This is a genomic window from Collinsella sp. LCP19S3_F2 (genome assembly GCF_052121015.1).
Classification (GTDB): domain Bacteria; phylum Actinomycetota; class Coriobacteriia; order Coriobacteriales; family Coriobacteriaceae; genus Collinsella.
This window is the reverse complement of sequence record NZ_JBQKFA010000002.1, coordinates 301,596-325,032: the sequence shown is the minus strand read 5'-3', so window position 1 is coordinate 325,032 and position 23,437 is coordinate 301,596. Positions and strand designations below refer to the sequence as shown.

Genomic DNA, 23,437 nt, shown 5'->3' with positions numbered 1-23,437 from the left:
TCACGATCCCTCCTTTGACCCCGATGCTTGCGGAACCAAGCGCACCGCGCGTAAGCGGCACGAGGCGTCGCCGGCATCCGCGGCAACCGTCACCATGTCGACCCAGCCGCGCCCATCGCGCACGATGGCGCCCCATACGTTGCCCTTGATGTCGAGGTAACCGCTTAGAGCGAGCTGGGCTGTGGGCACCTCGCGATAAACACGCAACAGGTCCGCGGCAGCCTCGGTCATCGGTCGCTCCTCGGCCCATGTCAGCCGGGCTGCGACTGCGTTGTCCGCAGATGGACCCGCCGCAGCATCCGCCCGTTCGTCGAGGGCGCGCAGAAAAGTTTGTGCCGTGACGGCGGCATCCCTGTCGGCCGTGTCCCGCGCTTTGTCATCGGGAGGCGCCACCGCGCCCGAGCTCCCATCCGCGACGGCCCCAGAACGCTGCTGTCGCACGGCATTCAGCCCCCAGAGCGTCGCCGCTATCGCCACAATCAGGCAAGCGAGCACCAGCAGCACGCCAACAGAATGCCCGCCTTCTACAGGCTGTTGATGCCGTCTTTGATCGCGTTCCATAGCTTTTCGACGTTGCCCTTAAATGCAACGATGGCAATGATCGCGATTACCACAAGCACGCCGACCAAGATGGCGTACTCGGTGGTACCCTGCGCGCTTTCCTCCTGCACCAGCGCCTTGGCACGTTGACAGGAACGCATTGCACGGTAAAGCGTCCGGCTCCAAACCCTACCCATAACGTCAGCCATTTTGTTCATGTATTCCTCCCTACATCATCCCGCCTGCTCCCAGCAGCGGGCCCAATATGGATAACAGCAGTGCCGGCAAGATGAGCGTGCCGGTGGGAATCAGCAGCTTGACGGGCGCTCGTTCAATCTCGCGCTCGACCGCGGCACGATGGGCGGCGCGGATCTCGCGACTTTGGACAGCAAGGGTCTCGGCAAGCGGGGCACCCAGGGCGAGCGCTTGACCCACCGTAATGGCAAAGGTCTCGAGCGCCCGCACGTCCAGGTCCTGCGCGGCCGCCAACAACTCGTCCTCGCGCGCTCCCACGCCCACCTGCCACGCCATGCATGCCCGTTCAAGCCGAACAGTCAGCGTCGATCGACAATTGGCGCAAAAGATCTCGAGCGCCGCATCGAACGAAAGGCCGGCGGAAAGCCCCAGGCGCACCACATCAATCATCTCGGACACCTCACCGAGCGAAACCTGCGCTGAGTTGTCCACGCCAAATGCGCCCCTCACCCACGCAATAGCGGAATCGATCACCGAATGGGCCGCAGCAACGACTAGCACCGCCTCGCCCCTGAAAATCTCCATGGTCTTGCGCACATCCGAGCGCTCCAGGCCCGTCGCGACAAATACGCCGAAGGCGCACAGGCAAGCCGCGGCGGCAACCAGGGCGCTCACAGCTCCACCCGCATAATGCGCCGGATAACCACCAGGGCGACGCCGTTAAGGGCAAGCCCCAGAACCACGGCGCCGGCGCCTACCGGCGTTGCGAGACCGTAGCGAAAATCTGCCGAAAGCAGGGCCAGCACCGCGCACATACCCGCCGGCATCGCCGCGACCATATGCGCCGACATGCGCGCCTGCGACGTTTTGACATCCAGGCGGCGCTTGAGCTCGATACGCTCCCCCACCATTCTCGACGCCTCGGACAGCAGATCGGCAAGCGGGGCACCGGTCCGCTGCGACACCTTGAGCGCCAACGTGACAAGCGAAAGCCCGGGGGCGTCGATGCGGACAAGCAGGTCGTCGAGCGCATCGGCAGCCGAAATGCCACAGTCGATCGCCGCCGCTACCCGCAGAAACTCGGTATGCACCGGCTCTTGCGCGTGAGCGCCCACAAACCGCATGCCCTGGGCCAGCGAATGTCCCGAGGCAAGCGACATGGAAAGTGCCGTAAAGGCCTCGGGCATGGCTTCCTCCACATCGCGCTGCTCGCGTCGGTGGTCAAAGATGTCGCGTGCGGCGCCCGCGGCAAAGGGCGCAACCGCCCCCAAAACAAAGCCGATGGGCGATAGCGACACCACGGCAAGCGCAAGGCAGCAGACGCCACTCGATAGCAACAGGAACGCCAAGCGTGAAGCATCATCCTCAACGACAAGACCGATGCGGCGCACGGGAACCAACGATACCCAGGAGCGGGCGATCTTTTTCAGCAGATCGTTTTCCACCAGCTCACGCGGCAGCTTCTCTGCCGCCGTCTCGAGCGTCTGGCGCACCAGCTCCGCCGGCGGCACCCTCGGCACATGAGGCTCCACTCCGCATACCGTCGCGACCGAAAACCCGGCAAGGCCCCCTACGACGAGGGGCACAACGACCTCCATTCCTCCACCTCCTCCTGCGTAAGCGTTCCCGAGCGCAAGCCCTCTGCGATAAACGGCGGCTCGCGGTTGAGGGTCCAGGTGCGCTCGGCGGCATCGAAGGTCACGTAGCGCTCGAGTTCCACGCCACCCGACGCGCCGCGTCGCACCCCCGAATAGGAGGACACAAAACGCCGGCCGTCCGCATGGCGCTCGGACATCACGATGCCGTCAAGCGCCATAGCGATTTGTTCCTCGATAAGCTCGCTCGGCAGATCGATGCCATAGCGCGCAAGCAGCGTCAAACGCACCACGGTCTCTTGCTCGGTGCCCGCATGAAGCGTGGTGAGCGACCCATCGTGGCCCGTGTTCATGGCCTGCAGCATGTCGCAACATTCCGCACCGCGTACCTCACCCACCACAATACGGTCGGGACGCATACGCAGGGCGTTGGTCACCAGGTCGCGGATTGTCACCGCACCCTCACCCTCAATTGAAGCCTCGCGCGCCTCCAGGCGAACCACATGCGGGTGATGCGCGAACTTGAGCTCGGCGGAATCCTCGATCGTCACGATGCGCTCGCCGGTAGATATCTCGCACGATAGCGCGTTGAGCAGCGTAGTCTTGCCCGACCCCGTACCACCCGCAACCGCCAAATCTTGGCGCAGCGACACTGCACACGAAAGCAGTTGCGCATACCAAAGCGGCAGCGACCCCAGACCCACAAGCTCGTCCAACGAACAGATGCGATCCGAGAACTTGCGGATAGTGAGGATCGGCCCATCGATCGCCACGGGCGGAATCACCGCGTTGACGCGATAACCTGTCTTGAGGCGGGCGTTGACGATGGGACTGCGCTCGTCGATACGCCTGCCCAGCGGCGAGATGATGCGGTCGATGAGCACGCGAATCTGCTCGTCATCCTCAAACGCATGCTCGATGGGGTATAAGACCCCGCCGCGCTCAAAGAAAGCCGAGCGGCAACCGTTGACCATAATCTCGGTGACGGTGTCGTCCTCGATGAGCGGCTGCAGCGGGCCCAAGCCCACCACGTCATCCAAGATCTCGTTGATGATGGTCTCACGCTCGGGCGTCGCCAGGTCGGTCGGTTCTTCCACGTTGAGTGCCGCCTCCACCGCAGGACGCAATTCCGAGCGGGCAAGAACCGGATCGACGTAGGCACTGATGCGTGCCACCTCGTCGTAGCCCACGCGGTCCATCACGGCCCGCTTGGTGCGGCGCTTGACCGCGCGGCGCCGTCCCACATCGACAGGTGCCGCCGCCGCTGCCGCACCGGCTGCTTTAATTCTCGTTTGCAGGCTCATCGGCAATCACCCTCACGCGACCAGGGAAGGCGGATGCGCGGGCGTTCGGTGCGCGTTGCACGGTCGGCGACCATATCGCTCCAAGGGCCGACGGCGCACCCCAGTTCCACGAGCATCTCACGCGTGGCCTCGCGCACGCTGGTCGCAAAAGCGCTGGTCTGCCCCACTGCCTCGTCAGCGCGCCCAAACGCCATGAGCGCGGCGAGATCCTGCCCGCCATCGGCGATACGAATCTTGGAGCTCAACGCACAGGCAATCTCAAAGCGCATGGCGACATCCTCGTCCGCCCCACGCGCGCCGAATCGGTTGAATACGGCGCTCATGCGCGTGCGCGGCACGCCCACACGGCTCGCCAGCTCAATGACGCGCGCTGCAGACGTCGCGGAAGAAACTGCCGCATCACCCACGACAAGGCAACGGTCGCACGCCGCCACCGCAGCCGCCACGGCATCGCCCCAAAAGACCGAGGTATCGATAAGGACCACGTCGGACTCACGACGCAAGATGTCGAGCAGCAGCTCTACCGGACGCGCCATGAGCTCGGCGCGCTCGGGCGCTGCGACAGGCCCCCAAAGCGTAACGCCTGGGGCAACGCGCATCGATGCAGCGACCACGTCTGGCTCCGCAAGTGCGCCCGCGACCGACGGCTCGATAAGTGTCGCCATGTCATGCGGGGCATCGGCGCCCAGCAAGTCGTAGAGATTTCCAAACATTAGGTCCAAATCGAGTACGGCAGCTCGCAGACCCAGCAACGAAGCGGCATGCGCCATCGTGGCGACAATCGTCGATTTGCCACAGCCGCCCGATCCCGAGACGGCGCAGATGACCGGAGCTCGATGCGACGTCGACGCAGTGTCTGCCAGCGGTGCAGGGGCTGACGACGTGGGCGGCAACGTCCCCGTCTCGCCAGCCGCACCCAAGTGCTGCGTCCACGCCGGCACGGCAGGCTGCTCAAACGGTAGGGGCGGAACTGGGGATTCCGCTGTCACGTCGACGTGCGGACCATCACCCGCGACAAGGCCCTCGACCTCATCGAGTCCATCGGCCAGGCTCACGCCGTGCACGTATCCCATATCTACGGCCAGGAGGTCTTCGCCATACGGCACCGACGCTCCGACGTCACCACATGCAAGGGGGCCCGGGGGGCGCCGAACATGCTCGGCTTCCGCTTTCCCATAGTCATCAACACGCGGGCCTCTTGTAGCGCGAGGCGCCCCGGGTTCCCTATCAACAAAAACATCGGGCTCAGGCGACACGCCCCAATCGGAATCAACCGCTCCCTCGCCCACATGTCCGCTGCCGCATATGCTGTGCGCAGCGATGACCTCGGTCGCCCCCGCGCGAAACAGCCCCTCGATATCCGACGGATCGAGCGCCTCTATCAACACGACGACGCGGCTCACGCGTCCTTCGGCAGTCAGGCGCGCGACGGTCTCTCGCACATCTTTAGTATCAAACAGGGATGCCGCGATAATGGCAGCGCCACGGCGCGAAGGAAACGCCCGAGCCATAGACACCAACCCGTCTAGGTCGCCCACGCGAAGCACCTGCGCGCCCGCATCGCGGCCCTCGACTTCCTGCTGCAGCAGTCCGTAATCGCCACACGCGCAGCACGCAAGCCAGATCGCCTTCATCACTCGTCGCCTCCGCTCTTTTTGCCGCGTGCCGTGGCGGGAATCGTCAAGCTGACCGTTCCCTTGCCCGAGGCTCCCAGCAATTCCTTGACGTCTTTGGGGTCGGCCGCCAGCGTCACCCACTCGACCTTGCCTTCGCGCGTGGCACCGGCCTCGTCGCTGGTATCGATCACATACGCGCCGCACAGCCGGTCGGTCACGCCGTCTTTTTGCACGTACACATCCACATAGCTGCCCACGCCTGCGGCTCCGCCCACCGAATGCTCGGCATCGACCGCCACCGAAACGGCAACCTTGCCCTTGGGCACCTCGAGCGTATGGCTCTCGGCTTTGGTGTAGACATCGCAGACCACGGCATTTTTGGGAATACGCGAGGTCGTCACGTCGCCACGCACCTGGCGCAGTTCGGTCGCCGCATCGCGCGGCAGCAGGCTCGCGAGCCACTCTTGGGTTACGACATTGGTCTCGTCGAGGGTCTCACCCACATCGATATCACGTGCGGCAACGCAAACTTCGACGCGATCGCCGCCGTATTTGGCCAAGGTTTCGGCCTGGGCCTGCTCAGCCCGCGAACGAACCGATGACCCGTAAACCATGCAGAGTGCCGCGGCGAGCACGCCCGCTGCCAGACTGATGGCGATGCGCTTGCTCTTGTTCACGGCAGCTCCTCTCAAGACAGCACTGGGCGGATGGGATGCCCGTACCACTATTGTCCGAGCGGCCAAGCAACAAAACAGCACGATCACCATCTTGGTTTTAAGTGTCAAACCAATTACCAGCCAAGAGCTGACCAACCCGTCAAGCCCGCGGCAAGGTTTTGGTCAGCGCGTCGGCAAAACGCTCATTTAAGGGCGCATCGCCAGTAAAAAAGCCGCCTCCCGCACAGTTGGAAGACGGCTGTCATAGATAAATTCAATTACAGATGGACATCGGGATCGAGCATTTGGGCACTCACACGCATGGATGACGCCAAGTTTTGGAACGTTTCCAGGCGCAGGCCATCGATCTGCCCGGCATCGGCGGCCTCGCGAACGGCGCAGCCCGGTTCGTGGGTATGCGTGCAGTCGCCAAACCGACACGCACGCGACGCCTCGACGATCTCGGGGAAGGCACGCGCCAGGCCCCGCTCGTGACCAACGAGCGGCAAACTGCGCAGGCCCGGAGCGTCGGCAATGACGCCGGCGTCGCCCGGCAGCGCCACCATCACGCGCGCGACCGTGGTATGGCGGCCTTGGTCGTCGCGCTCGCGCACGCCACCGGTAGCCAGCGCATCGTGGCCCAGCAGCGCATTGAGCAGCGTCGACTTTCCGGCCCCCGACTCACCCAGGATCATGGCGCACGTTCCCGCCGGCACACAGGCGCGCACCTCATCCAAACCACGGCCTTCGGCAGAGGACGTCACGATCACGCGCACGTCCGGGCCCACCAGACGGCGCACGCGATCCAGATCGCGCTCGAGTTCCGCGGCCTCGCAGCGGTCGGCCTTGGTAAGCACCACCACCGGCTCGGCATCACAGTCGAGCGCCAAAACCAGCGAGCGCGCCACGCGGTCGAGCAGCACTTCGCCGGCGCCAAGTGCCTGCACGATCAGCACGCTATCCACGTTGGAACAAAGCACCTGACGCTCGCCGCGGGCGCGGCCACGCCAACGCTCAAAACTCGTGCGTCGCGGCAGGACGCATTCGATTACGCCCATGTCGTGCCCGGGTGCACGACGCACCGCCACACGGTCGCCCACAGCCGGCAGCAGTACCTCGTCCTCGCCACGCGACTTGGCAAACCCCACGGCATGCTCGGCACGAAAGGTATCGTCGGCCGTCGCCACCAGCGGAAACCCGCGATCTAAGCGCACCACGGCACCCAGCTGCATCTGCTCGGGCTCCTCGGCTTGGGCGCAAAAATCGTCAAATGCTGCCTGCTGAGCCGCGGCGACCGGCAGATCGCCAAACGCCGGAACATCCTGCAGCGCATCGAGTCCCGGTACGCTCGCCAGCAGCTCCTCGGCAGACGCGGGGGCTTCGGTCGCAAGCTTCCGACGACGATCACGCTTGGCTCGCGCCCCCGTCGTCTTTTTCTTCGCCTTAGCCCTAGCTTTACCCACAAGCGCCTCCCAGCACCACAAATCACAACTGAGCAGGTATTTTAAATCAAAAAGAGCTGGCCGGGCAAAGCCCGACCAGCTCACATACTTTCCCTCAGCCCTTTATCATCCGCGCGGGAGAAAAGCCAGCAAGGATACCGCAGGGCCCGCCCCGGAAGCCCTTTCTCCCGAACGATCCCGCAGCGCGAAGCGCGAGGACCAGCGAAGAAGAAACCCCGCAGGCGGTCGGGCCGGTGGGAAGGATGGCCTTTCGACCTACTCCTTCTCCACCGCGCGCATGATCGCCTTGTAGATCTCCATCAGCGGAATGATCAGGAAGGCAAGGCCCAGCGCGGCGATAACGCCCTTGAGCTCAAGCGTCACGGGGCCAAAGAACATCTCGGCAAGCGTCGGCTGCACGGTTACGATCACCGTCAGCACCAGCGCCAGCGCGGCAGAGGCCCACAGCCACTTGTTCTGCTTCTTCATCTTAAACAGCGACGTGCGGCGGCTGCGCATGTTAAAGCAGTGGAAGATCTCGACCATGTTGAGCGTGATGAAGGCCATCATCACGCCTTCCTCGTCGGCGACGCCGGCGATCATATCGGAGATGTGGATGTAGCCCATGTCAAAGTACACGCCCACAAAGAAGCTCGCCAGCACCAGCGCGGCAATGATCAAGCCCTGGACCACGCAGTCCAGACCCATATTGCCGGCAAAGACGCCGTCCTTGGCGTTGCGCGGCTTGCGCTTCATGATGTCGCCCTCGGCATCCTCCATGCCCAGCGCGAGCGCGGGGAAGCAGTCGGTAACCAGGTTCACCCACAGCAGCTGCACCGGCTGGAAGATGGTAAAGCCGATGAGCGTGGCGATAAACACCGAGAACACCTCGGCAAGGTTGGCCGAAAGCAGGAACTGGATGACCTTGCGGATGTTGTCGTAGATGCGGCGACCCTCTTCGCAGGCACCGATGATGGTGGCGAAGTTGTCGTCGGCAAGCACCATGTCGGCAACGTTCTTGGTAACGTCGGTACCGGTGATGCCCATGCCGACGCCGATGTCGGCGCGCTTGATGGACGGGGCGTCGTTGACGCCGTCACCCGTCATGGCCACGATCTGGTCGCGCGACTTCCAAGCCTCGACGATGCGGGTCTTGTGCTCGGGCTGGACGCGGGCGTACACGCCGTAGTCCTCGATGTGCGCGTCGAGCTCCTCGTCGCTCATGCGATCGAGGTCGGCACCGGTGATGGCATGGCTGCGATCGGCGACGATGCCCAGCTGCTTGGCAATGGCCACGGCGGTGTCGATGTGGTCGCCCGTGATCATGACGGTGCGGATACCGGCATCGTGGGCCTCGCGGATGGCGTCGGCGACCTCGGGGCGGACCGGGTCAATCATGCCGGACAGGCCGCAGAAGACCAGGTCGTGCTCGAGCGCGGCGGGGCTGCAGTCGCTTGGGACCTCGGTGTAGGTGCGGCTTGCCAGCGCCAGCACGCGCAGGGCCTCGTCGGCCATGGCCTTGTTGGCGGCCACGAGCTCGGCACGACGCTCCTCGGTCAGGGGGACGACCTTATCGCCCTCGTAGATGTGGGTGCACAGGCCGATCACCACGTCGGGCGCGCCCTTGGTGTATTGCTCGTACTCGCCGTCCAGGGTCTCAACGACCACGGACATCATCTTGCGGCCCGAGTCAAACGGGGCCTCGCCCACGCGCGGGTGCTCGGCAGTCAGACCGGTGAGGCCCGCCTTTCCGGCATCGTTGACGAGCGCGCACTCGGTCGGCTCGCCCACGGCCTCGCCCAGTTCCTCGTCCCACTGGGCATCGGAGCACAGCGCCATACCTGCCAGGAACTTCTCCTTAGGCGCAGCGAGCTCGTGCTTGACGACGGTCATCTTGTTTTGGGTAAGGGTACCGGTCTTGTCGGAGCAGATGGTCTGCGTGCAGCCGAGAGTCTCGACGGCAGAGAGCTTGCGGATAATTGCCTGGCGCTTGGCCATCTTGGTCACGCCAAGCGACAGCACGATGGTCACGACGGCGACCAGGCCCTCGGGGATGGCAGCGACGGCGAGCGAGACGGCGACCATAAAGGTGTCGAGCAGGGCAGTCGGGTCGGTAAGGACGTTGCCCACGCCGTGGCGGACGATGTCGACGCCAAAGATCACGACGCAGATGACGATCACCATAATGGTGAGGATACGGCTGAGCTCGGCGAGCTTCACCTGCAGCGGCGTGAGCTCTTCCTTGGCCTCGGCCAGGGCACCGGCGATCTTGCCCATCTCGGTATCCATGCCGGTGCCGACCACGACGGCGCGGCCACGGCCGTACACGACGGTGGAGCCCATGTAGCACATGTTCTTGCGGTCGCCGAGCGGCACGTCATCGGTGCCCGCGGCAAGCTCGATCACGTTGGCGTGCTTCTCGACCGGCACCGACTCGCCGGTGAGCGCGGCCTCTTCGATTTTCATCGTGGCGCTCTCGAGCACGCGGCAGTCGGCCGGGACGGAGTCGCCCGCCTCGAGCATGATCACGTCGCCGGGTACGAGCTCGGCGCTCGGCAGGTGCACGAGTTTGCCGTCGCGTAGAACCTTGGACTGCGCGGCGCTCATCTCCTGAAGGGCCTCGAGGGCCTCCTCGCTCTTGGCTTCCTGGACCACGCCCAGCACCGAGTTGACGATAACGACGAACATGATGATGGCGACATCGGCAAAGTCCGCCTCGCCCTTAACCATGCCCGTGAGCGCGCTGATAACGGCGGCAACGATCAACATGATGACCATGGGGTCGGCCATCTGCTCAAAGAAACGCTTCCACAGCGGCGTCTTCTCGGCTTCCTCAAGCTTGTTAGGGCCTGTCTTGGCGAGGCGCGACGACGCCTCGTCGTTGCTCAGGCCGAGGTTCTCATCGACACCTTGGTCGCTGAGCACCTCCGCCGCAGCGGACAGGTATTCCTTTTGCATATAGAGTCCCCTCCTGGGATTCGGGCCACTCAGCAGATTGATGCCCGATCATAATTCCCAGGAGAAGGGCAAGGGCTCATCAAGGCTGCCGTGCTGAGCGGCAGTTGATAGTGGAGCTATGGTACCCCAAAGCGACGCGTCTAGCCAAAACAATCCATTTGGAAATATGGTCCGTATGCAACGATGCGGACCGTGTGATGCTCAATACTGATAAAACGTTTTTTCTTAGGCGTGTCGCCAAACTAAAATATCGCCCAGATAGCAGCGGTTAGAGCGGTTGGTAAAGTTTTTTCATATACCGTTTTTTCCGTAAAAAAAGAACTTCTAATTCGGCATACGGTCGATTTTTTGGGGTATTCGGTCGGTATTTCGTTATAATCAACTCAGTTTTATTTCTTATGGTTTATCTATCAGCGCAAGACGATGTCAGATGGAGGTCTGAATGTACAAGCGCACTAAGATTGTATGCACCATGGGTCCCGCCTGCGATAGCGACGAGACCATCCGCGAGATGATCAAGGCGGGCATGAACGTCGCCCGTTTTAACTTCTCGCACGGCTCCTACGACGAGCACCACGGTCGCATCGAGCGCGTCCGTCGTATTTCCAAGGAGCTCGGTATGCCCGTCGGCATCCTGCTCGACACCAAGGGCCCCGAGGTCCGCACCGGTCTTCTGGTCGACGGCAAGAAGGTTGCCGTCAAGACCGGCGACAAGATCGTCGTCACCGCTCAGCCCACGTCCGAGGATTTCCACGGCACCGCTGAGCACATCTCCCTCGACTACCTGGCTCTGCCCTCCGAGGTCGAGAAGGGCTCCCTCATCCTGATCGATGACGGCCTGGTTGCTCTCGAGGTCGAGTCCGTCGACGGCCAGGACATGACCTGCGTCGTCAAGAACGACGGCCTGATCGGCGAGCGCAAGGGCGTCAACATGCCCAACGTCAACATCTCGCTGCCCGCCATCACCGAGCGCGATCGTCAGGACATCCTCTTTGGCCTGACCGAGAACATCGACTACATCGCCGCTTCCTTCATCCGTGACGGCGAGTCTGTCCGCGGCATCCGTGAGCTTTGCCGCGAGAACGGCGGCGAGCACGTGACGATCTTCCCGAAGATCGAGTGCGCCCTGGGCGTCGAGAACTTCGATGAGATCCTCGAGGCTTCCGACGGCATCATGGTCGCCCGTGGCGACCTGGGCATCGAGATCAAGCCCGAGCTCGTTCCGCACATCCAGAAGGAGATCATCGCCAAGTGCAACGCGGCCTACAAGCCCGTTATCACCGCTACGCAGATGCTCGACTCCATGCAGCAGAACCCGCGCCCGACGCGCGCCGAGGTTGCCGACGTTGCTAACGCCATTTACGACGGTACCGACGCCGTCATGCTGTCCGGCGAGTCCGCTGCCGGTAAGTACCCGGTCGAGGCCGTCAAGATGCAGGCCAGCATCGCTCTCGAGACCGAGAAGTACCTCCCGGCTCACGCTCCGCTCGAGGTTCCGACCGATGCTCACGGCACCCGCGTCGTCAACAACGTTGTGGGTATGTCCGCTGTGAACATGGCCACCACCGTTGGCGCCAAGTGCATCACCGTGCCGACGACCACCGGCCGTACCGCTCGCCTGATCTCGCACTTCCGTCCCAACATGCCGATCTGCGCGTTCTCCCGCCACGAGTGGGCCGTCCAGCAGATGATCATGTACTGGGGCGTTATCCCGCACAAGGCCGAGATTACCCAGGGCACCGTCAACGGCACGATCGTCAAGGCGATCGAGACCGCTAAGGAGCTCGGCTACGTCGAGACCGGCGATTTGACCGTCGCTACCGCCGGCGATCCCCGTATGAGCGTCCAGCTTGAGGACAAGGTTTCCTCGACCAACGTCGCCTACGTCGCTCAGGTGCGCTAAATCGCACTTGCTAGCACGCTTGCATTGCAAAGGGCCCGGAAGGCTTTGCCTTCCGGGCCCTTTTTCTGTGCGCCGATGCCTACCGCACGGCATGACACGCACCCATTTCTTTACCAAAAGCGCGAAATCCGCCCTCCGAGGCCCAAAAAATAAAGCCCCAAGCGCTAAAAGTGTTCGCCCGGTGGCAAACCCACACCTCACACAGGGCTGATAAATCGTTTTAGCAAGGTCTAAATCGACCACGTTTTCGGAAGTGCGGGGAAAAATCGCCTACCCCCGAGCACAAGCCCTTTTATTTCAACAAAACCCCTGATAAAGTTGACTTAAATACCGCTTGTGGTTGACCTGTTTGTCTTTTTCCCCGCACTTCCGAAACCGATAGCTTTTCTAGCCCAAACTACGCTCAAACGATCGGATCGCTATGTCATTTCTTGCCTGCGGACCCACGGCTTTTCAGTACTATCGCATACCGCCCCAGATACTGGGACTCTATCCGGCAATCCTGCCGCCCGACCATGACCATCGCTTGGTGCATTACTCAAAACAACCAGTATTTAAAGACTTGCTCGGCACACCAGTCTGGAGATTCGTGGGCGAAAGAAAACAGCGCGCGAACGGAAAGCTATTTCATAGCCGTCTGCTAACCCAAGAGCCGCCTCCTGGGTCGTTTAGGCAGACTGAGCATGGATTTGATGTCACGTCGCCCGAGTTTACGCTGCTCAACCTTGCTACGCAGGTCTCACGCAACCAGTTACTCATGGCTTGCTACGAGATGTGCGGCTCCTTTGCAGTGTTCACGCCTTGTAAACGGGCGCAGCAGCAGCTCGATGAAGCAATTTCGCTTAAGCTCATTCCGCCCGACTGTGGTTGGAAACGTGTTGTCGACACCAAGGGCAATGACACCAACTTGTGGAAGCGCACGCCGCTTCTTTCCGCAGCGGATATTGCCGCGTTCGCCAAGCAGGCCGCAGGCCTGCGCGGCGTTAAACAACTGCGCTGGGCGGCCGAGCACATGACGGGACAGACCGCCTCGCCCTTCGAAGTACAGACCTCCATGCTTGTCTCGCTCCCCCGCAACGAGGGCGGCATGGGCATCAATATCGCAAACAACGTGCGCATCCCACTCAGCGACGCCGCGCGCTCACTGTATGACAAAACCTGCTGCTACGCCGATATCCTCATAGAGAGCAGCACCGACAGCATGGGCGTCATTCTGGAATGCCAAGGCCGCTCCGCCCATGACAGCGAAGCCGCGAGCCTCTCCGATGCCGAGCGCACCACCGCCCTCACAAGCATGGGCTATGACGCTATCCAGATAACCTATGATCAAATCAAGGACACGAAGAGCTTTAACAGCATCGCCGAGCTAATTCATAAAAAGGCGGGGCTCCCTTACGTTCCAAAATCTAAGCTGGAACTCACTGCCGCAGAAACCCTTCGGCGGGAGCTATTGGTCAATTGGGATGAACTGTTCACCGCGAAGTCAGCCGGCTAGCAGCTAGCGATCAGAGGGACTGCGGGGACGTCAGAAGCGGCAACGCGGGCGGCAAAACCCGCCTCGGTTAGCTCGACGACCTCGGTAAACGTTGCGTCAAAGAACTCTTCGGTCAGCAGACGGTACGACGGATGATCCGGATCGCCGGGGTTTTCGCGCACAATCTCGTGCATAACGCCAATGGTCTTGAGCACATACTCTTGTGGAATCGAATACTGACCAAACTGGGCCGCCGCGGTATAGAGGCGATCGGTCGCACGCGGGATAGAAACGATGCCGAGCGTCTTGCCAAACCAGTCAAAGTCTCCCTGCTTCTTAATGCGGAACTCCTCGCACGGCTTGCCGCCGCACGCCTCGAGATATTGGTTCACGCGCGTGTTCCACACGGTATCGGCCACCAGATGCGACCAAACGCCCAGCGTCAAATCGAGCAGCGACTGCGCCACGTCATCGGGCGCGAGCGAAAACTCGGCGGCACCGGGGCCGTCAACCGGCTCGGCGTCTTTGTAGCGCTGCGGATAGTGCACCCGATTGAGCCTTTCACGCTCTTCGACAATCGAGGTCGCTGCAGCCGGCGCACCCGCCGGCGCACCTTTAAGCAACGGCGCCACATAGGTGTCCCAAAACTCATGCTCGCGTGGCTTAGGAATGGGCTCGGGCTTGGCAAAGTGCGTGATGCGATACGGGATGGGGTCGGCAATACCGGGAACCATGTACCCCACAAAAATGTCCGGAACCACGCTGCCAAACAAAAAGGCATTGCGGTCGCGCACGTTATCGGCAAGCGCGCCGGCACGCGCCAGAAGTCGTTCCGTCTGAGCGATATGAATATTCCAACTTGGCATAGCCACCCCCGTAAAAATCCGGATAACTATACCATTCGCAGCAAGTCACGTGCGCGACCGCAGCCCCACTATGCGGCAACTATTCTGCTGCACCGTTTTCGGTTCCATATGACGGCACGGGAGCCTCGACCACGTGGTGATATCGATCGATATAAATCGCACGGGCCCCAAGACGTCGTACTAAATCCTGATGATGCGTGCTCATCAAGACCGTCTTACCGGCAGCAACATAGGCCAGTAGAAAGTTGACCACGATGTCGCAAGAGTCCTCGTCAAGTCCGTTGGTAGGCTCGTCGAGCACCAGAATATCGGGGTTCATCGACACGACGGCAGCCAGCGCCACACGATTCTTTTGCCCGCCCGAAAGCTGATAGGGCGAGGCATCGACCAGATCGGCAACCTGAAACAGCTCCATGGCATCACGGACGCGGCGCCCGAGCTCGTCCGCCGAAAGCCCCATTTGAGCCGGGCCAAACACGACCTCCTCGCCGACCGTGGCGCAAAAGAGCTGTGCATCGGCGTTTTGGAACACGAAGCCCACGCGCTGATGGAACCGCTGGGCCGTCGCGGAATCCTTGAGATATGCCGCATCGACCACATGTCCATCAAACAGGTACGTACCCGCATCCGCAAGCTCAAGGCCGTTGATAAGCCGCATGATCGTCGTCTTGCCGCAGCCGTTGGGTCCAAGCAGCGCAACCAGTTCACCGCGATTAACCTGCAGCGACACGCCATCGACCACCGTATGGCCCGCATAGGAAAACACCACGTCGCGAAACTCGATGAGCGGCGTGGCCTTGGCGCCGGCAGCACCGCTCTCACCCATCGCACCATTTGTATCGTTTGCCAAAACGTCGCCCTTCCCTGTTCACATCGACGGCTTGACCGCCCGCGCTACAGCACCGCGCACAACACGGCGAGCAGCACCACAACAGCCGCATAGACCGCGTCGCGCCAGCCAAATCCGTTCCGTACAGGCGCCGGATATGCGCCGGCAAAACCGCGGCAAAGCATAGCCTCGTCCATCGCGCGGCTGCATTCCATCGCCTTGATAAAGGTCATGCCCATGATACCCGCGATCGAATCGGTACGCGAAAATCCTGCAGGCGCGCGGCCCACACTGCGAAGCATGACCGATTCGCACAGGTCGTGCGCCGTGCGACCCAGCACCTCGATGTGTTTGAGCGCCATATCAAACGTAAAGATAACCTCGTCGGGCAGGTGCAGCATCTTAAGCGCCGCCGACATGCGACTCCAGGTAAGCGTCCGCGAAACGCCCAGCACCAATGACACATTAACAAAGGTCTTGAGCGCAATCTTGAGCATGGCGTCCGTGGCAGAAGCACCCAGCAGCAGGGCCGGCAGCACCAAAACCACGGCAAACCCCGCGGCAGCCAACGCCGGCACAAAGGTCGCGCGCAGCCCGCGTACGGGGCGCACCGCAACGAGCACCAACGCGATCGCTGTCATCAGCATCAAGTACAGCGGGCTCTGCGTCAGGCATACGCACAGGACGCAGACGAACATCCCCACCAAACGCACTGGCGCCGAAACGGAAGAAAGGGCGCGGTCGATAATCGACCCGCCCTTATGCACGCCGCCACCTAGGCGAACCCGCTCAAGCAGGCTCGCCAGGTGCAGGACATTCTTTTGCATCACACGATGCCGAGCCCCCGCGGGCTCATAACACTGCTCGGCCGCAAGCCAGCTAGGCAGCTCGACCGTCGCCATGGGATCCGCTTTCCTTAACCGTCAGCGAGATCAGGCGAAAGGCGATGGTGAGCACCGCCACGCCAATCACGCCCGAAAGAATATACATCGCGGCCTGGCCGGCAAAGCCAAGGCCCTGCTCCTCGGAATAGGCCTGCAGATAATCGCCCGTGGGCAGGGCATCGGCAAAGGTCGGGGTATCGAGACCGACCGAAGTCTGCAGACTGTCGTCACCAGCCTCCTGAACGGCGGTCGCGGCGCCCTCAGCGTCCCACTCGCCCCAGGCGTCACCGGTGGCAAGCAAGCCGAGCGGCGTGGCCACGACAAGCACGGCGACCAGGATGAGCGTGGGGACCAGCGAGGTCTTCTTGGCAGCAGCGCCCTCGGCAGCAAGCTGGCCATCGGCGGCCTCGGGCCCGACGATAACGCTCGGCGCCGTCTTCTTAATGAAACCGTAGATGGCGGCCGTCGCCACGCCCTCGACCACGCCGGCAACCAGCATATGCGGGACCATCATGGCAGGGATTGCAATAGACAGCGGGAAGGGGCAGTACAGCGGCGCGCCCGAAGCGTTGGTAAAGAGCATCGGCTGAATACCAAACTCGATCGCCGTGCACAGGGCCGCCAGGCACAGGCCGACCCAACCGCTTACGACGGCCGAAACCGAGGTGCCCCATCTCTTGTCGTGTAAACGGCTGTTGAGCGCACGGAACACGATAGCGGCGGCAAACGGCAGCACGAAGGCCATGTTAAAGCAGTTGGCGCCAAAGGACAGGATGCCGCCGTCGCCAAACAGCAACGCCTGCAGCGCCAGCGCGACCGAAACCGCGATGGCCGCGGCCTCCGGGCCCAGCAGCAGCGCGATGAGCGCGCCGCCGACGGCGTGACCCGTGGTACCGCCGGGCAGCGGCACGTTGAACATCATGAGCAAGAAAGAGAATGCGGCGCAGATACCCAGGAACGCCATGTGCTCGCGGTCGAGCGTGGCGCGCACCTTTTTGATGCAGTGAACCCACACAGGGACCATCGCCACTGCCATGACGGCATCGGTCTGCGGGGACAGATAATTATCTGGAATGTGCATGTACGCCTCCCGGTTATCGGCGCACAGAATTACAACGCCGCTTAAATCACCTTGCCAGTGTTACGTATTGTCAGATTCGTAACACGCCACGGGCTATCATAGCAAAACGGCGCACTGCCGACAAAGCAGCACGCCGTTATGTAATGCGCGTGTCATATATGCAGGCTCAGCAGTGCCTTATACCGAGGATAGCAGTCACGTAAGGCTCGGCAGCAGCCACCGCTGACCCATACCCCAGTGCAGGACCTAGCCGCGGACCTCGCCGTTTACGCCCTTGCACACCTTGGTGACGATCTTCTGGTGCGCTTTTTCGACCTCTTCGCTGGTAAGCGTGTGGTCGTCGGAGCGATACGTAAGCGCAAAGGCCATGGACTTCTTGCCCACGCCCACGCGGACCGGATCGCGGTAGACGTCGAACAGACGCACACCCTCGAGCAGCTTGCCGCCGGCGCTGGTAATGCGGCGCTCAAGGTCCTCGCAAGTCACGGAGTTGTCGACCACGATAGCAAGATCGTGCTCAACAGCCGGGTACTGCGAGAACTCGCGGTAGTTCTCCTGGTTGCGGGCGCCCTTGATCAGCTTGTCCAGGTCGAGCTCAAAGGCAACGACGACCTCGTCGATGCCCATGGCTTCGCGCGCCTCGGGGTGGATCTCGCCGACCCAGCCCAGCACGGTGCCGCCAGACAGAACCTCGGCGGCACGGCCCGGCTGCAAGAAGGCATAGCCCTCGCCCTCGACGGGACGGAAGCGAACCTTCTCGATGCGCAGCTGGGCGAGCAGCTCCTCGACAATGCCCTTGCCAAAGAAGAAACGCAGCTTGCGGTACTTCATGTTCCAAGACTGCTCGCTCCACTGGCCCGAGAGCACGCCCGCCACGGACTTAGTCTCCTTGGGCAGGCTGGCGTTCTCGCGGCCGTGGAACAGGCTGCCGACCTCGTACAGGTGCACGTTGGGCGTGCCATGGGCCTCGTTATACGCCACAGACCGCAGCAGGCCCGGCAGCAGCGAGCGGCGCATCTCGGTCTGCTCGGCCACCAGCGGGTTCATAAGTACCACGGGGCAGCCGCGGCCCTCGGTGGACATGCCGATCTTCTCCAGGTCGCCCGGGGCGGCAAAGCCAAAGGTCGTGGTCTCGTTGAGGCCGCAGGCGCGCAGGATCTCGCCGACCTTGCGGGTAAGCTTCTGCTCGCGGGTCAGGCCGCCGATGTGGTTCTTGGCAGCCGGGATGGTCGCCGTCACGCGGCCCATGCCCCACAGGCGCAGGACCTCCTCGATCAGGTCGATCTCGCGCGGCAGGTCGGGGCGGAAGCTCGGCGGGGTAACCATAAAGTCCTCGCCGTCGCGCTCGACGGTGCAGCCCAGGCGGGTGAGCGAGCGCTCGATAAAATCGGGCTCGATGTCGGCGCCGCAGATGGCGTGCACGCGGGCCAGGCGCAGCTTAATGCTGTCGATGGTCTTGGGCGCGGGGAACACATCTACGTAGCCGGGAGCGACCTCGCCGCCGGCGATCTCCTCGATGAGCGCGCAGGCAACATTGGCCACATCCACGCAGCCGGTCTCATCGACCTGGCGCTCAAAGCGGATGGAGGCGTCGGAGATCAGCGACAGGTCGCGGCTGGTGTGCGAGGTGCGGCCGGCGTCGAAGCAGGCGCTCTCGACCATCACGTCGACGGTGTCGTCCTCGATCTCGGAATCCATGCCGCCCATAACGCCGGCCAGCGCCACGGGACGCTCGCCGTCGGTGATAAGGCCCATGCCGGCGTCGAGCGTGCGCTCCTCGCCGTCGAGGGTCGTGAACTTCTCGTCCTGCTGGGCGGCGCGAACCACCACGCGGCGCCTGCCCTCGCGCTCGGCAAAGGTGTCCAGGTCAAAAGCGTGCAGCGGCTGACCGGTGAGCATCATCACATAGTTGGTGATGTCGACGATGTTGTTGTGCGGACGCACGCCCAGGGCGTTAAGGCGCTTGACCATCCAGTCGGGCGAGGGGCCGACCTTCACGTTGCGCACAATGCGGGCGACATAGCGGTCGCACAGGCCCTCGTCGGCGATCTCGACCGAAAGCTCGTCGTCGGTCGCGCGGCCGGTCTCCGCCTTGATGGCGGGCAGCTCAACGTGGAAATCGCGATCGAAAATGGCACCGGTTTCGCGGGCCATGCCAATCATGGACAGGCAGTCGGGGCGGTTGGGCGTGATCTCGCAGTCGAGCACGGTATCACTCGAGCCCACATACTCGGCAAACGGCATGCCGCAGGGCGTATCCTCGGGCAGGATCATGATGCCGGAGTGGTCGCCACCCAGGCCGAGCTCGCGCGCGGAGCAGTTCATGCCCATGGACACGACGCCGCGAAGCTTGCTCTTCTTGATCTTGACGTCACCGGGAAGCACGGCGCCGATCATTGCCGTGACGATGTGGTCGCCGGCCTCGAAGTTCTGCGCGCCGCAGACGATCTGCAGCGGGGCGGGGTTGCCGTCGGCGTCGAGGTTCTTGTCACCCACATCGACCGAGCACACATACATATGGTCGCTATCGGGGTGCGGGGTCTTGGTAAGCACCTTGGCGGTCACCACGTGGTCGAAGGACTCGCCCACGGTGTCGATCGCCTCGACCTCGGTGCCGGTACGGATATATTCGTCCGAAAGGGTCTTGGGATCCTCCGGAATATCGATCATGGTCTTGAGCCAGTCGTAAGAAACGCGCATCTAACTGGTCTCCTTTCATCTGTAACGTCTGCAATAAACAGACGGAAAACTCCAGCTACGGAGACGGGTTTCCGAGGTGCCGCAGATTGCCCCGAAAGAGGAGCGCCGCGTACTTGGGTACGCAAGCGACGGTTTGAGGGGCAAGGTGCGGTGGCTCGGGAAGCCGCCGGGACAGGTCAACTTAAAACTGATTCAGGAAACGCATATCGCCTGTCATGAGCGTTCTGAGGTCGGGCAGGTCGTAGCGCAGGGCAGCGACGCGCTCGGCGCCAATGCCAAAGGCGAAGCCGGTGTACTTCTCGGGGTCGATGCCGCAGTTGATCAGGACGTTGGGGTCGACCATGCCGCAGCCCAAGATCTCGATCCAGCCGCTGTGCTTGCAGAAGTTGCAGCCCTTGCCGCCGCAGACGTGGCAGCTCACGTCCACCTCGCAGGAAGGCTCGGTGAAGGGGAAGAAATGCGGACGGTAACGCGTCTTGCGGTCCTCGCCAAACATGCACTTAACAAAGCAGTCGAGCGTGCCCTTAAGATCGCCAAAGGTGATGCCCTCGTCGACGACCAGGCCCTCGATCTGGTTGAACTGCGGCAGGTGACAGGCGTCGGCCGTGTCGGGACGGTAGACGGTGCCCGGGCAGATCATGTAGATGGGCGGCTTCTGCGACTCCATGGTGTGAATCTGCACGCCCGAGGTCTGGGTGCGCAGCAGCACGTCGGACTCGCCGTGGGCATGCGCCTCGGGGTGCGCGACGCTGCCGGGGTTGTTGTCGACCACATAGAAGGTGTCGCGGGCCGAGCGGCTCGGGTGATCCATGGGGGCGTTGAGCGCGGTGAAGTTGTAGTAGGAGGTGTCGACCATGGGACCGGACTCGACGGTGTAGCCGATACCGCTAAAGATATCCTCGGCCTCCTCGATGATCTGCTTGATCAGGTGCTGGTGGCCGATCTGCGGACGAATGCCCGGCAGCGTGATGTCGACGGCCTCGTGCTCCAGTGCGTGCTTGAGGGCGGCGGCCTTCATCTCGGTGGTGCGCTCGTCGAGCATGCCCTCGATCAGCTGGCGCATCTCGTTGGCGCGCTTGCCCATCACAGGGCGATCCTCGGGGGCGAGCTTGCCCATCATGCGCATCAGGCCGGTAATACGACCCTTGCGGCCGAGCAGCTCAACGCGCGCAGCCTCGAGCTTGGCGGCGTCGTCGGCGCCTGCGACGAGCTCCTTGGCCTCTTCCTCGAGTTTGACCAGATCATCAATCAGACTCATGTCTTCCCTTTCGTCTCTCGCGTTCCCCGCTCGCCAGGACGACTGCCGCCGTCTGGCGTTGCAAAAACGCGGCCCGGTTCGGTAACAAAAAACCGTCCTCGGGCATGTGCATTGCCCAAGGACGGTTGAATTCCGCGGTACCACCTTGTTTGACCCGGCGGATGTCTGGCCCGCCGCGCCCACTCTATGCCCCTTATCGCGAGGCTCACGGCTTCCCTACTGGGGCTTCGCCGCCGCTGGCCGCGCGCCCGTTGAGGTTGCTGCTCGGGAGTGAACGCTTGGCCCTTGCCACCGCAGGAAGGCTTGCAGCCCATGACCTTCCCTCTCTTGCCGGCGACGCGGCGGGCAAAACCCTCTCCGTCAACGCATTGGGCTATAGGATAGCACATTCTGCGAGCATATCGCCGCGTTCCGTTTTGTTCGCACTGGGTACAAGGCAGGTAGCTGTGCAAACTGGCCGCACGCCCACCCGTGGCGTCCGGTCTGCGAGATCAAGGATATAGGTATGGGAAAGAAACTCGATAAGAAGGCCAAGGCCGCCGTGGCCAAGGCCTCTAAGAACGCCAAGGCGGGCAAGGGCATCAAGAAGCTCCGCAAGCTCGAAGGCAAACTATGGACCCGCGAGTACCTGCTCAAGATTGCCGAGTTCGATGGCGCGACGATTGCCCCCGCCAACGGCGCTGCGGCCCGCGCCGATGCTATGGGCACCCTTGCCGGCGAACATCACAAACTCCTGACCAGCAAAAAGTCCGTCGAGCTTGTAGGCTCGCTGGCACACGAGACCGTCGCCGGCGGCAAGATCGACGACCCGCAGCTGCTCGACGAGATCCGTGTGCTCGGCCGCGACCAGCGCGAGGCCAGCGTTATCCCTACTGAGGAGGCCGAGGCCTGGACCAGGCTCACCTGCGAGGCCGACGCCGTGTGGCACAAGGCCAAGACGGCCAACGACTGGGCGAGCTTTGAGCCCTACGTGGATAGAATCGTCGCCCAGCTCAAGCATCAGGCCGAGCTCATGGACCCCAAGCGCGACCCATACGATGTTTGGCTCGACCAGTACGAACGCGGCCTTTCCGCCAAGAGCTTCGATGCGTTTTGTGACGAGGTCAAGGCCACCGTCGTGCCGCTCGTTCACGCCATCGGCGAGCGCGGGCAGCAGCCTACTGCCGACTTTTTGCATGCCCGCGTGCCCGAGGCCGCCCAGCGCGCCATGAGCTTCGACCTGATGAAGCTCGTCGGCCTTAACCTGGACGACACCACGCTCGCCTTTACCGAGCACCCGTTTAGCGAGGGCTTCTCGGTGGGCGATGCGCGCATCGCCACGCACATCTACGAGGACGACTGCATCTCCAACGTCTATAGCATCATCCACGAGGCGGGGCACGCCATGTACGAGCTGGGCGTGAACCCCGCTTACGCGCGCACGTGTCTGGAGGGCGGCACCTCCATGGGCATTCACGAGAGCCAGAGCCGCTTTTTCGAGAACACCGTAGGCCGCAGTCGCGCTTTTATGGGCCCGCTGCTCGAAGTGCTGCGCCGTCACGCGCCCGAGGTCTACGGCAACGTGGACGAGGACACGCTCTACCACGCCGTGAACATCGCTCAGCCGTCGCTGATCCGTACCGAGGCCGACGAGCTCACCTACCCGCTGCATATTATGGTGCGCTACGAGATTGAGCGCATGCTGTTTGCCGGCGAGGCCACGGCAAAGGACATCCCTGCGCTTTGGAATCGCTTTATGGACGAGTACCTGGGCATTCCTGTTCCCGACGACACGCGCGGCTGCCTGCAGGATACGCACTGGAGCGGCGGCTCGTTTGGCTACTTCCCCACGTATGCGCTGGGCAGCGCCTACGATGCCATGTTTGTGCCGGCCATGTGCCGCGACGGTGTCGACCTTAACGGCGCCTGTGCGAGCGGCGACCTGACACCCGTCCGTGCTTGGCTGGGCGAGCACATTTGGCAGTGGGGCCGCGCCAAGGACGCGCCGGAGCTCATCAAGGGCGCGTGCGGTATGGCATTCGATGCCCGCTACTACTGCAGCTACCTGCAGGACAAGTTCACCACGCTGTACCAGCTGTAAGGATTGACCAGCACGCCATCGCCAACGCCAACCATGTTGACGTCGATGTCTTGGCA

The 23,437-nt window shown here is 62.6% G+C and carries 18 protein-coding genes; 3 read left to right on the top strand and 15 right to left on the bottom strand.

Annotated features, from left to right (window positions below; genetic code table 11):
* From ACTQX9_RS03035 to ACTQX9_RS02995, 9 genes are all read right to left on the bottom strand, one after another.
* Complete coding sequence (locus ACTQX9_RS03035; RefSeq protein ID WP_154517646.1) at positions 1 to 231, bottom strand: hypothetical protein; 231 nt, start codon at positions 229 to 231, stop codon at positions 1 to 3.
* Positions 232 to 524: 293 nt separating this feature from the next.
* Positions 525 to 758 carry a hypothetical protein gene (locus ACTQX9_RS03030; protein ID WP_427719148.1) on the bottom strand — a complete coding sequence of 78 codons (234 nt, stop codon included), beginning with the start codon at positions 756 to 758 and terminating at the stop codon, positions 525 to 527.
* 10 nt (positions 759 to 768) lie between these two features.
* Positions 769 to 1,410 carry a type II secretion system F family protein gene (locus ACTQX9_RS03025; RefSeq protein ID WP_441540457.1) on the bottom strand — a complete coding sequence of 214 codons (642 nt, stop codon included), beginning with the start codon at positions 1,408 to 1,410 and terminating at the stop codon, positions 769 to 771.
* Positions 1,407 to 2,333 carry a type II secretion system F family protein gene (locus ACTQX9_RS03020; RefSeq protein WP_441540456.1) on the bottom strand — a complete coding sequence of 309 codons (927 nt, stop codon included), beginning with the start codon at positions 2,331 to 2,333 and terminating at the stop codon, positions 1,407 to 1,409. The genes ACTQX9_RS03025 and ACTQX9_RS03020 overlap by 4 nt, the downstream gene beginning before the upstream one ends.
* On the bottom strand, positions 2,306 to 3,634 hold the full coding sequence (locus tag ACTQX9_RS03015; RefSeq protein ID WP_441540455.1) for a CpaF family protein: 1,329 nt from the start codon (positions 3,632 to 3,634) through the stop codon (positions 2,306 to 2,308). Before ACTQX9_RS03015 ends, ACTQX9_RS03020 begins: the two co-directional genes overlap by 28 nt.
* Positions 3,631 to 5,268 (bottom strand): nucleotide-binding protein, encoded by a 1,638-nt coding sequence (locus tag ACTQX9_RS03010; RefSeq protein WP_441540454.1) that lies wholly within the window; start codon positions 5,266 to 5,268, stop codon positions 3,631 to 3,633. Before ACTQX9_RS03010 ends, ACTQX9_RS03015 begins: the two co-directional genes overlap by 4 nt.
* Positions 5,268 to 5,927: a Flp pilus assembly protein CpaB gene (gene cpaB / locus ACTQX9_RS03005; protein ID WP_427719097.1), complete on the bottom strand. Its 660-nt coding sequence runs from the start codon at positions 5,925 to 5,927 to the stop codon at positions 5,268 to 5,270. Before cpaB ends, ACTQX9_RS03010 begins: the two co-directional genes overlap by 1 nt.
* A 257-nt stretch (positions 5,928 to 6,184) precedes the next feature.
* Positions 6,185 to 7,138: a ribosome small subunit-dependent GTPase A gene (gene rsgA / locus ACTQX9_RS03000; RefSeq protein ID WP_427795936.1), complete on the bottom strand. Its 954-nt coding sequence runs from the start codon at positions 7,136 to 7,138 to the stop codon at positions 6,185 to 6,187.
* A gap of 486 nt (positions 7,139 to 7,624) precedes the next feature.
* On the bottom strand, positions 7,625 to 10,306 hold the full coding sequence (locus tag ACTQX9_RS02995; RefSeq protein WP_427795219.1) for a cation-translocating P-type ATPase: 2,682 nt from the start codon (positions 10,304 to 10,306) through the stop codon (positions 7,625 to 7,627).
* Between the two features lie 442 nt (positions 10,307 to 10,748).
* Here ACTQX9_RS02995 and pyk point away from each other — a divergent pair, with 442 nt between their 5' ends.
* Both pyk and ACTQX9_RS02985 read left to right on the top strand, forming a co-directional pair.
* Entirely contained in the window at positions 10,749 to 12,209 is a 1,461-nt protein-coding gene (pyk, locus tag ACTQX9_RS02990) for a pyruvate kinase (protein WP_427793920.1), read from the top strand.
* A 421-nt stretch (positions 12,210 to 12,630) separates the two neighbouring features.
* The gene (locus ACTQX9_RS02985; RefSeq protein WP_427795924.1) at positions 12,631 to 13,704 is read left to right on the top strand and encodes a hypothetical protein; all 1,074 of its coding nucleotides are present in this window, start codon (positions 12,631 to 12,633) and stop codon (positions 13,702 to 13,704) included.
* On the opposite strand, the gene ACTQX9_RS02980 is transcribed toward ACTQX9_RS02985, so the two are convergent.
* The 6 genes from ACTQX9_RS02980 to pheS all read right to left on the bottom strand — a co-directional run bounded on the left by ACTQX9_RS02980 (position 13,701) and on the right by pheS (position 21,301).
* Positions 13,701 to 14,549, bottom strand: coding sequence for a hypothetical protein (locus ACTQX9_RS02980; RefSeq protein ID WP_441540453.1), 849 nt, complete (start codon positions 14,547 to 14,549; stop codon positions 13,701 to 13,703). The genes ACTQX9_RS02985 and ACTQX9_RS02980 overlap by 4 nt on opposite strands.
* 79 nt (positions 14,550 to 14,628) lie before the next feature.
* Entirely contained in the window at positions 14,629 to 15,399 is a 771-nt protein-coding gene (locus ACTQX9_RS02975) for an energy-coupling factor ABC transporter ATP-binding protein (RefSeq protein ID WP_441540452.1), read from the bottom strand.
* A 44-nt stretch (positions 15,400 to 15,443) separates the two neighbouring features.
* Positions 15,444 to 16,280: an energy-coupling factor transporter transmembrane component T family protein gene (locus ACTQX9_RS02970; RefSeq protein ID WP_441540451.1), complete on the bottom strand. Its 837-nt coding sequence runs from the start codon at positions 16,278 to 16,280 to the stop codon at positions 15,444 to 15,446.
* Complete coding sequence (gene cbiM, locus ACTQX9_RS02965; RefSeq protein ID WP_441540450.1) at positions 16,258 to 17,343, bottom strand: cobalt transporter CbiM; 1,086 nt, start codon at positions 17,341 to 17,343, stop codon at positions 16,258 to 16,260. Before cbiM ends, ACTQX9_RS02970 begins: the two co-directional genes overlap by 23 nt.
* Positions 17,344 to 17,589: 246 nt before the next feature.
* Positions 17,590 to 20,043 (bottom strand): phenylalanine--tRNA ligase subunit beta, encoded by a 2,454-nt coding sequence (gene pheT / locus ACTQX9_RS02960; protein ID WP_441540449.1) that lies wholly within the window; start codon positions 20,041 to 20,043, stop codon positions 17,590 to 17,592.
* Positions 20,044 to 20,224: 181 nt separating this feature from the next.
* Positions 20,225 to 21,301 carry a phenylalanine--tRNA ligase subunit alpha gene (pheS, locus tag ACTQX9_RS02955; protein WP_441540448.1) on the bottom strand — a complete coding sequence of 359 codons (1,077 nt, stop codon included), beginning with the start codon at positions 21,299 to 21,301 and terminating at the stop codon, positions 20,225 to 20,227.
* A gap of 505 nt (positions 21,302 to 21,806) precedes the next feature.
* Here pheS and ACTQX9_RS02950 point away from each other — a divergent pair.
* The gene (locus ACTQX9_RS02950; protein WP_441540447.1) at positions 21,807 to 23,381 is read left to right on the top strand and encodes a carboxypeptidase M32; all 1,575 of its coding nucleotides are present in this window, start codon (positions 21,807 to 21,809) and stop codon (positions 23,379 to 23,381) included.
* Positions 23,382 to 23,437 lie beyond the last annotated feature (56 nt).

Bases quoted from the DNA above. Each gene is read 5' to 3' on its own strand.
- ACTQX9_RS03035 (WP_154517646.1), bottom strand. From the start codon at position 231: ATGACCGAGGCTGCCGCGGACCTGTTGCGTGTTTATCGCGAGGTGCCC.
- ACTQX9_RS03030 (WP_427719148.1), bottom strand. From the start codon at position 758: ATGAACAAAATGGCTGACGTTATGGGTAGGGTTTGGAGCCGGACGCTT.
- ACTQX9_RS03020 (WP_441540456.1), bottom strand. From the start codon at position 2,333: ATGGAGGTCGTTGTGCCCCTCGTCGTAGGGGGCCTTGCCGGGTTTTCG.
- ACTQX9_RS03015 (WP_441540455.1), bottom strand. From the start codon at position 3,634: ATGAGCCTGCAAACGAGAATTAAAGCAGCCGGTGCGGCAGCGGCGGCG.
- ACTQX9_RS03010 (WP_441540454.1), bottom strand. From the start codon at position 5,268: ATGAAGGCGATCTGGCTTGCGTGCTGCGCGTGTGGCGATTACGGACTG.
- rsgA (WP_427795936.1), bottom strand. From the start codon at position 7,138: ATGCAGCTGGGTGCCGTGGTGCGCTTAGATCGCGGGTTTCCGCTGGTG.
- ACTQX9_RS02995 (WP_427795219.1), bottom strand. From the start codon at position 10,306: ATGCAAAAGGAATACCTGTCCGCTGCGGCGGAGGTGCTCAGCGACCAA.
- pyk (WP_427793920.1), top strand. From the start codon at position 10,749: ATGTACAAGCGCACTAAGATTGTATGCACCATGGGTCCCGCCTGCGAT.
- ACTQX9_RS02985 (WP_427795924.1), top strand. From the start codon at position 12,631: ATGTCATTTCTTGCCTGCGGACCCACGGCTTTTCAGTACTATCGCATA.
- ACTQX9_RS02980 (WP_441540453.1), bottom strand. From the start codon at position 14,549: ATGCCAAGTTGGAATATTCATATCGCTCAGACGGAACGACTTCTGGCG.
- ACTQX9_RS02970 (WP_441540451.1), bottom strand. From the start codon at position 16,280: ATGGCGACGGTCGAGCTGCCTAGCTGGCTTGCGGCCGAGCAGTGTTAT.
- cbiM (WP_441540450.1), bottom strand. From the start codon at position 17,343: ATGCACATTCCAGATAATTATCTGTCCCCGCAGACCGATGCCGTCATG.
- pheT (WP_441540449.1), bottom strand. From the start codon at position 20,043: ATGCGCGTTTCTTACGACTGGCTCAAGACCATGATCGATATTCCGGAG.
- pheS (WP_441540448.1), bottom strand. From the start codon at position 21,301: ATGAGTCTGATTGATGATCTGGTCAAACTCGAGGAAGAGGCCAAGGAG.
- ACTQX9_RS02950 (WP_441540447.1), top strand. From the start codon at position 21,807: ATGGGAAAGAAACTCGATAAGAAGGCCAAGGCCGCCGTGGCCAAGGCC.